6 protein-coding genes are annotated in these 9,093 nt (G+C 75.5%); 1 reads left to right on the forward strand and 5 read right to left on the reverse strand.

Going from position 1 to position 9,093, the window contains the following annotated elements; translation table 11 throughout:
* Positions 1–20: 20 nt before the first annotated feature.
* The 5 genes from BAW75_RS21200 to BAW75_RS21220 all read right to left on the reverse strand — a co-directional run bounded on the left by BAW75_RS21200 (position 21) and on the right by BAW75_RS21220 (position 8,182).
* Positions 21–2,309 carry a transglutaminase domain-containing protein gene (locus BAW75_RS21200; protein ID WP_104114661.1) on the reverse strand — a complete coding sequence of 763 codons (2,289 nt, stop codon included), beginning with the start codon at positions 2,307–2,309 and terminating at the stop codon, positions 21–23.
* The gene (locus BAW75_RS21205) at positions 2,303–3,457 is read right to left on the reverse strand and encodes a DUF58 domain-containing protein (protein ID WP_104114657.1); all 1,155 of its coding nucleotides are present in this window, start codon (positions 3,455–3,457) and stop codon (positions 2,303–2,305) included. Before BAW75_RS21205 ends, BAW75_RS21200 begins: the two co-directional genes overlap by 7 nt.
* Positions 3,458–3,459: 2 nt before the next feature.
* Positions 3,460–4,455, reverse strand: coding sequence for an AAA family ATPase (locus BAW75_RS21210; protein ID WP_064445403.1), 996 nt, complete (start codon positions 4,453–4,455; stop codon positions 3,460–3,462).
* 25 nt (positions 4,456–4,480) lie between these two features.
* On the reverse strand, positions 4,481–7,051 hold the full coding sequence (locus BAW75_RS21215) for a fibronectin type III domain-containing protein (protein ID WP_208635285.1): 2,571 nt from the start codon (positions 7,049–7,051) through the stop codon (positions 4,481–4,483).
* 207 nt (positions 7,052–7,258) lie between these two features.
* Positions 7,259–8,182, reverse strand: coding sequence for a fibronectin type III domain-containing protein (locus BAW75_RS21220; protein ID WP_244206200.1), 924 nt, complete (start codon positions 8,180–8,182; stop codon positions 7,259–7,261).
* A 58-nt stretch (positions 8,183–8,240) separates the two neighbouring features.
* Here BAW75_RS21220 and BAW75_RS33240 point away from each other — a divergent pair, with 58 nt between their 5' ends.
* Positions 8,241–8,363: a hypothetical protein gene (locus tag BAW75_RS33240; protein WP_255365604.1), complete on the forward strand. Its 123-nt coding sequence runs from the start codon at positions 8,241–8,243 to the stop codon at positions 8,361–8,363.
* Positions 8,364–9,093: the final 730 nt, after the last annotated feature.

Genomic DNA, 9,093 nt, shown 5'->3' on the forward strand with positions numbered 1-9,093 from the left:
TCACGGCGCGGGCGGTCCGGTCAGCGTCGCCACCGTAGCGGCCCCGGATGGATCGTCCACAGCACCTGTCGCCACCGCGACCGGGCCGCACGCAGCGCGTCGGCGAAGCCGGCGCTCAGCCGTGCGGCCCGGTCCGCCTGTTCCGGCGTGACACTGCCCGGCGCGAAACCCGCCTGGTTGAGCAGAGCGGCCAGCTCGTCCACCGCTGCGCCGTCCGGGCCGTCGATCGCCGCGCCCTCTCCGGGCCGCGCCGCGCGGGCCTCGGCGAGCGTCCGGCGGGCCCGCTCGGCGACCTCCGCCGCCGCCAGGTCCGGCCCGACCGGATGCCCGGCCAGACGCAGCGCGTCGGTCAGCTCCCGCCACGCTCCCGCGACCCGCTCGCCCGGATCGCCCACCGCCAGACGGGAGCGGGTCAGCCGCCGGCGCATCGCGACCAGCGCCGCCAGCACCGCGCCGACCAGCAACACCAGTCCGCCGACACCGCCGCCGACCAGCGCCGGTGTGCCGAGCCCGCCCTCGTGCCCGCCGGGTGCGGGCCCGGCAGCCGGAGGCGTGGCGCTCGGCTCCTCGGTGGGCGCGGGCACCTCCGACGGCGGCGGGTCCTCCGGCTGCGGCCGGAAGTCCTCCTCCACCGGACGGGGCTCGGAGTCCGGGCGCGGCATCGGATCGAACGGCACCCAGCCGACGCCGTCGAACAGCACCTCCGGCCAGGCGTACGCGTCGGCCGCCCGCACCGGCCCGTCGCCGTCGGGCCCGAACCCGACCACCACCCGGGTCGGCAGGCCGGCGAGGCGGCCGAGCACCGCGAACGCGGCGGCGAACTGCTCCGACGTGCCCCGCTGCCCGCCGCCGTTGCGCGGCCCGAACAGGAAGAACGCCAGATTCGGGTACGCGTGCCCGCTCGGCGCGTCGGCTGTCACCCGGTAGTGCTCGGCGAGGAACGTGGCGATCGCGTCGGCGCGCGCGTACGGAGCACCGTTCGACTCGGCGAGCTGGGTGGCCAGCCGGCGCAGCGGTTCCGGGGCGCCGTCGGGCACCCGCAGCACCCGGGCCACCTCGTCACCGGCGGGCACGTTCGCCGTGGGCAGCAGGTTCACGTCCGGGCGCTCCCGCACCGAGGACACCTCGTACCGCAGCCCCGGCGCGAGCCCTTCCGGGCGGATCAGCGTCCCGGTCGCCGGGTCGTACGCCACCCGCGCGCCGGTCACCTCGCGTGGCGTGGGCACCGCGGGCAGCAGCCGTCCGGTCAGGTCGCCGACCGTGATCTCCTGGCGCACCTCGTCGGTGGCCGTGTTCGGGGCGGGCTCGGTGGCGGGCAGGATCCGCCCCGCGTTGCGGTACGTGGCGCCGACCCGCCAGGTCACCCCGTCATAGTCGCTGAGCACCGCCAGCCGGATCCGCGGCGCCCCGCCGTCGCCCGCGCCCGCGACGGTGCGCACGTCGAGCAGCCGCTGATCCGGGTTCAACGCCCACCCGGAGATCCGGATCAGCGGGTTCTCGTCCAACGACTCCACCCGCGGCGGCTCCACGTAGCGGCGCGGATCGACCGGCCGCTCGTCCACCTGGGCGGCCACCACCGGGGCGAGCAGCGCCGCCAACGCCACCACCACCGCCAGCCCGGCCGCGCTCGCCGCCACCAGCCGCAGCCGCACCGCCGCGCGTACCGCAGGGGTCAGACCGGCGACCGGATCGGGCGCCGGGCTGTCGCGACGCCCGGGCGTCGCCAGGCCGGCCGCCGCGACCGCGGCGAACACCACCGTCGGGCCGACCGCCGGATCCGCGTTCGGCCCGACCACGTAGAGCGCACCGGCGTAGAGCAGCGCCGGCGGCAGGTAGCCCAGCAGCACCCGCCCGGCGCGCAGCGCCACCTCGGCGGCGGTCAGCCCGGTCAGCCACGCGGCCACCACCGGGACCAGCACCGTGTCCGGGGCCGGCTCGACCGGGATCATCGCGGTGAGCAGGCGGGGAATAGCGTTACGGGCGGCGTCGGCGGTCACCTCGCCGAGCCCGCCCGGCAGCGCCGCGTGCGCGGCGGCCAGCCGCAGCGACAGCAGCGTCCACCCGGCCATCGCGGCCACCGACAGCGGCGCCACCAGCCAGGACGGCAGCCGCCGCGCGGCCACGCCGACCAGCACCGATCCGACGGCCGCGCCGGCCATGAGCCGGGTCAGCAGCGGATCCGCGTACACCCGGCCCAGCACCACGCCGGAGAGCGCGACCAGCACGATCAGCGCGGCCGGTACCGGCACGGCCCGCAGCACCCGGACCGCGCGTTCCGCCGCCGGTTGGGTCCGTGGCAGCGTCACCACCGGCGGATCCCGTCCCACTCGGCGGCGAACGCCGCGCCGTCCGCCGCGTCCAGCACCGTGAGGCCCGTCGCGCCGGCCGCCGTCGGCCCGTCCGCGCCGAACATCCCGACCACCACCGACGGGTACGCGCCGCGCAGCGCGCCGACGTGCCCCAGCTCGTCGCGGCCACCCGGCCCGGTCAGGAAGACCAGCGTGTCACCGAGCCGGTCCCGGCGCAGCCGCCCGGTCGCGGCCGGCAGCACGTCCGGCCCGGCGTCCGCCAGCTCCACCGCGGCCAGCCGGTCCAGCGGCCCGGCCGCGCCCTCCGGCTCCACCTCTCCCGGTACGACGAGCAGCAGCTGCACCGGCAGGTCCTCCCGCACCGCGGCGGCCACCACCGACGCGGCCGCCTCGCACGCCGACTCGAACGACTCCGCGACCCCGCCCACCCGGCCCGGATGCGCCGACGCGCGGTTGTCCAGCACCACCACCAGGCGCGGCAGGCTGGTGTCCACGTTCTCCCGCACCATCAGCTCACCCACCCGGGCGCTGGTGCGCCAGTGCACGCGGCGCAACTCGTCGCCCACCACGTACTCCCGCAGCGAGTCGAACGTGATCGACCCGTGCGGCACGCTGTCGGTACGCCCGTCCAGGCTGCGCCCGGCACCGGTGGGCACCGCGGACAGCGGATGGATGCGCGGGTGCACCCACACCGGCACCGTGCCGCCGTAGCCGCGCGCCAGCGCCACCAGGCCCAGCGGATCCCGGCGCACCACCCGCAGCGGCCCCACCGGCACCACCCCACGCCGGTGCGTCGGCACGTCGTAGCGCACCACCGTGTCGCGGCCCGGGCGCAACCGCAGCAGCGGCACCGGCACCAGCGCCCCGGCGCAGCGGTCCTCGGCCACCAGGTTCGCCGCCCGCAGCCGACCGGTGTTGCGCACCGTCAGCTCCATCGCCGCCGGCTCACCCCGGGCCACCCGGTCCGGGTCGGCCCGCCGCGCCACGCTCAGCCGGGGCCGCCAGGCCGCGTTCACCACGCCGTAGCCGACCGCCACCCCGGCCGCCGCGCCCAGCACCGTCAGCTCCGGGTACGCGTAGCGGAACCCCACGCCGAGCAGCACCAGGGCGGCGACGAGCAGCCCGATGCCACGGGCGGTGATCCCCACGCTCAGCCGTGCACCGGCGTGGCCTGGCCCGACGGCAACGGCACCGGCACCGACGCGACCGCCTGGCGCAGCACCTCGGCGGACGTCACACCACGCACCTGCGCGTCGGGGGTGAGCAGCAGCCGGTGCGCGAACACCGGCTCGACGAGCGCCTTCAGGTCCTCCGGCATGATCCAGCCCCGGCCGTCGATGAGCGCGTACGCGCACGCCGCCCGGGTCAGCGCGATCACGCCGCGCGGACTCACCCCGACCCGCACCTGCGGATGGGTACGGGTGGCAGCGGCCAACCGCACCGCGTACGCGTACAACGGCTCGGCGATGTGCACCCGCCGGGCCATCTTCACCATCTCGCCCACGGTGGCGGTGTCGGTGACGGCGGTCAGCGAGTCGGGGGAGCGGACCGTGGCGCCGCGCAGCACCTCCACCTCGACCGCCTCGTCCGGGTAGCCGACCGACAGCTTCACCAGGAACCGGTCGAGCTGCGCCTCGGGCAGCCGGTACGTGCCGTCCATCTCCACCGGGTTCTGCGTGGCCACCACCAGGAACGGCTGCGGCACCGGATGCCGTACGCCGTCCACCGTGACGGTGCGCTCCTCCATCACCTCCAGCAGCGCCGACTGCGTCTTCGGCGACGCCCGGTTGATCTCGTCGGCGATCACGATGTTGGCGAACACCGGCCCCGGGTGGAACTCGAAACCCCGGCTGGCCTGGTTGAAGATCGTCACCCCTGACACGTCGGAGGGAAGCAGGTCCGGCGTGAACTGGATCCGCCGCCACTGCCCCTTCACGGTGGCCGCGATCGCCCGCGCCAGCGTGGTCTTGCCGACGCCCGGGACGTCCTCCAGCAGCACGTGCCCCTGCGCGAACAGCGCGGTCAGCGCCAGCCGCACCACCTGCGGCTTGCCCAGCACGACCGCGTTGACGTTGTCGGCCAGCCGGGCGGCCAGGGCGGCGAAGCCCTGCACCTCCGGCTGGCTGAGCGGTTCGTGCGTGTTCACGGATGCGCCTCTCGGGGTGGTGCGGTCAGCAGGTGGGCAGCAGGTTGAGGTCGTCGCCGCCCTCCAGGTTCAGCCAGGCCCACGGGATGTAGTCGCGGCCCTTGCTGTGGTCGACGCGCACCCACCAGGTGCTGCGCTTGTCGTTGTTGTAGATGTAGGCGTAGACCTCTTCGCCCTTCTTCTTGCAGTAGGCCTTCAGCCGGGCGCCGTTGGGCTCCCAGCCTGCCTGCCTGCTGTTGTCCTGCTGAGTGACCGAGAAGATCTCGTTGCCGTTGCGCTCGCCGGGCACGTCCCGGGAGCAGTAGGTCGCCTCCGCGCCGGAGGAGCCGTTGCGGCAGGTGGCGATCCCGTACAGCGCGTCCGTGGTCTGCGCGCGCGAAGCGGTGCCCTTACCGGCGGCGTTGGACGCGGTCAGCGTCACCGTGTACGCGGTACCCGGCGTCAGCCCGGTCACCCGCAGGCTGGAACAACTGCCGCTCGCCGTCTTCCCACCGGTCGCCGCCGTGCAGGTGGCCCGCCCACCGCCCGCGTCCACAGTGAACGTGACAGTCACCGACGTGGCGTCCGCCGACGAGCCGGTCACCGTGATCCGCGGCTCGGCCACCGTCCGCGCGGTGGTGCTCGCCTCCGGCCCGGCGCCCGCCTCGTTCACGGCCTTGACCTTCACCGTCACGTTCTGGCCGTTGCCCAGCCCGCCCACAGTGGCCCGCACATCGGTCACCTCGACGGACTTCCCGGCCGCCTCCACCACGTACTTCGTCACCGGGCGGCCGTTGTCCACCGCCGGGGACCACTGCACCGCGACCGTGCCCGGCTGGTCGGCGACAGTGGACGCGCGCAGCTCGCCGGGCGCCTTCGGCGCCGTGAACGGCACCACCGTGTTGCTCACCGGCGACGCCTTCGACCCGGCGCCCTTCTCGCTCACCGCCGTCACGGTGAACGCGTACTGGGTGCCGTACTCCAGTTGCCCGGCCGCCACCACCAGCTCCGTCTTCGCCGACTCGCCCGCCGGGGCGCTCGCGCCCGCCGAGGTCGCCGTCACCGCGTACTTCGCGATCTTGTTGCCCTGGCCGTCGGCCTCGGGCCAGCTCACCCGCACCGTGCCGTCCGGCCGCGCCTCGGCGGTCACCGACGCCGGCGGGTCCGGCACCTCAGCCGTCGGCACCACCGGGTTGCTGCGCCGCGCCGGCCCCTCACCCTTGGCGTTCACCGCGTGCACCGAGAACGTGTACGTCTCGCCGTTCGTCAGGCCGGTCACCTCCAGCGACCGCTGGTTCGCGCCGACCTGGCGGGTCTGACCGGCGCCCTCCACCACGTACCTGGTGATCTCGGCGCCGTTCGACGCCGCCCCCTGCCAGCTCACCCGCGCCGAGGCGTCACCGGCGGCGGCGGTGACCGACTTCGGCGCGCCCGGCTTGGACACCTTCGGCTTCTTCGGTGGGGGCGGCGGCGGAGCCACCGGCGGCGGATCCCCGCCCAGCACGTCGTTCGCGTACTTGTCGACCTCACGCACCTGGTTGCGGTCGTCGACCACCTGCGCGGTGGACGAGTCCGGCGGGTTGATGAACAGGTGGTTCTCGCGCACCTCCAGCTCGACCGGACCGGGGCGGCCGGCGCCCTTCACGGTCTGCACGAGCTGCCCCTCGGCGTCGAACGCGTAGACCGTGCCGGTCGTCTCGTCGGCGCAGTAGAACCGGCCCGCCCACGCCACCGCCGGGCTGAGCCGCACACCGTCACCCGGCACCGTGAACCGCTTCACCTCGCGGCTGTCCCGCACCACGTGCACCGACCGCTCACCGGGAACCGTCACCGGCACCTGCTGCCCGCTGGTACGGGTCGGCAGGTAGCCCGGCGCGGTCATGGTCAGTGCCGCCCGCTGCGTCTGCCCGCCGACCACTGTGACCAGCGACGCCGAGGTGCGGTCCAGCACCGCCACGCCCTCGTCCAGCGTGGACACCACAAGCTCGTGCGCCGGCTCGGCCACGTCGTACGTCTCGACGCGCTTCGGGCTGAGCCCGGCGGGCGGCGCGTCACCGGGCGTCTCCGGCAGCTCGGCGGCGGTGACCGCCGAGACGGTGCCCTCGCTCGGCACCGCGATCCACAGCTTGCCGGCGCCGTCGAACGTGCCGCCGGCGATGCCCGGCGGGTAGCGGACCGGCTCGCCCACCGGCGTCAGCGCCCGCGGGTCGAGCTGCCGGACGATGCCCTGCACCGCGTCCACCACGAACGCCGCGTCCTCGTGCAGCGCCACGCTCACCCCGAGCCCCGGCGCGGTAGGCGTGGTCGCGGTGATCTGCAACGTCGCCAGGTCCAGCGAGCTGACCTGGCCGGTCTTGAGGTCGCGCAGGATCAGCAGCCGGTCGGTCTGGGCCACCTGCATCTGGTGCCGCCGCCCACCCGGCACCTCCATCCGGGTGTCCACCCGCGCGGTGACGCCGTTGACCCGGGCCAGCTCGCCGCGGGTGGTGCTCCACAACCAGGAGGAGGCGTCGTAGCTCGCCACCGCGTTGTCCGCGGCGCCCAGCCCGAGCACCGTCAGGCCCATCGCGGCCAGCAGCGCGGCCACCGTGCCGATGGTGACCAGCCCGCCCCGCATACGCGATCGTGGACGAGCCTGCTCCGGCCCGGTGCCCGTGACGTCCTCGATGGTGGTCACTGCCGGCTGCCTCCCCGTGTCGGTGGGGGAGGCGCACCCGCGCGAGGTCGACCCTCCCCAGAGCCGGGAGCCATCATAGGTGCCGCCCGGTGCCGGTGAAACCCGCACCGTCCCCCTGTGGACACCGAGCGTGGCGTCCCCGGACCGTCAGTTCGGCGTCGCGCCGCCCTCCCGGTCCGTGCAGACCTGACCCGAGGTCGAGTACGAATCGGTCGCGTAGACAGCCAGCACGGTGAAGCAGTAGTCCAGCTTCGCGCTCAGCCCGTTCACCGTGTAGCGGGTCTGCCCCGCGTCCACAGTGGCCATCACGCCGAGCTTCTGCCCGGCCCGGCCACCCGCCACCACGAACGGCACCCCGCCGTTCGTCGGGTCGGTCCAGGTCACCGTGACAGTGGTGGTGTCGTCCCGTAGCTGCAAGTCGCCCGGCGGCGGACCGGCCACCTTCGGCGACGCGGCGCCGGACGCGGGCACCGGGGCAGGCGGAGGCGCCGCCTCCCGGTTCAGCAACACCACGCCGACACCGACCGCCGCCACCACCGCGAGCACCGCGCCCCCGGCCACCAGGGCCAGCACCGTGCGGTTGCGGCCCGGCCGCTCCGGCTCCATCGGGTACGCGCCCGACGGCTGGACCGGCGCCGGCTGGTGGAACACCGGCGGGTTCACCGGCCAGGCACCCGGCTCCGGCTGCGCCGGCGGCTCGGGTCGCGTGGACTCGGGAAAGTCCAGCAGATCCTCGTAGATCGGCATCGGCCGGTTCCGTTCCGGCGCGTCCCCTTCCGCCTGTCCGGCCGCGTCGCCGGCCGTCGGCTCGTCCGGGTCAGGCTCGTCCGTGTTCTGCTCGGGGTCGGCGGGCCGGTCGACCGGCTGGGACGGGGCGACACTGCTCCACGGCGGCGCGACCATGCCCCACGGCGGCACGGAGCCGCCGCTGACCGGCGCGGCGCTGACGGGCGCCGCATGTGGCTGGCCGGCCAGTGACGGGTAGTCGCCGTGACCGGCTGGTCCGCTGACCGGTGGTGGGTAGCCGCTGACCGGAATTCCGCTGATCGGGTACGCGGCCGCTCCGCTCACCGGTTGCCCCGGTGGGCCGCTGACCGGGTGCGTGGGCGGTGCGCTGACGGGATGCGGCGTGGGCGTGCCGATGGACGGTGCGCTCGCCGGCGGCGTGGGCGTGGACGGTGAGCTGGTGGGTGGTGCGCTGGCCGGGGGCCCGCTCATCACGGGTGCGTCGGCTGGAGGTCCGCTGCTCTGAGGGCCGTCCACCGGCGGCGCACCGACCGGGGGTCCGCTGACGGACTCGGATGCCGCAGGATTGGCCGTGGTGCCGGTGGTCGCTGTCGCGGCCTGGCGCTCCGACTCCTCCTCCAGCAGCGGGCCGATCTGCTGTACCTGGATCGTCGGCTTGTCCCAGCCCGGTCCACCCGGGACGGTCGGTGGCGTACCCGCGCCGGGGCCGCTCGCGCTCGCCTCGATCGCTGCGGGGTGGACTTCCGAGGCTGCTGCCGTTCCGGTCCCGGCCGTACGGTCCGTGGCGGCGTACGGGGGAGCGGCTGCGGCCTCGGCCACCGGTTGGACGGCTGCCGGCCGTGGCGGCACGGGGGTCGGCGGAGCGACAGTGACTGCCGGCGGTGGTGGCAGGACAACGTTCGCCGGTGCGGGGATGCTCGGTGCCGGCGGCAGGACGGTCGGCGGCGGTGGCGGTGGCACGACTCCCGCCGACGGCATCCGCGACGGCGGCGGGGTGACGGACGCTGGAGGCGCCTCGGCGCTCGGCCTCGTGGATGGCGGCGGGATGACCGGCGGGGGCGGTAGCGGGGACGCCGGGCCGGGTACGGGCGGCGCCACCGGCCGCCCGTGCACCGGCGTCCCCGCCGCGGACGCTGTCGTCGGCGTTCCAGGTGTTGCCACCGGTGTTCCGGGTGCCGCTGGGGGCACCACGGCACCGGGGATCGACGGCGGCGGTGGTGGGGCGACCGGAGGAC

Origin of the sequence: Micromonospora chalcea, from assembly GCF_002926165.1 — a bacterium.
Lineage (GTDB): Bacteria > Actinomycetota > Actinomycetes > Mycobacteriales > Micromonosporaceae > Micromonospora > Micromonospora chalcea.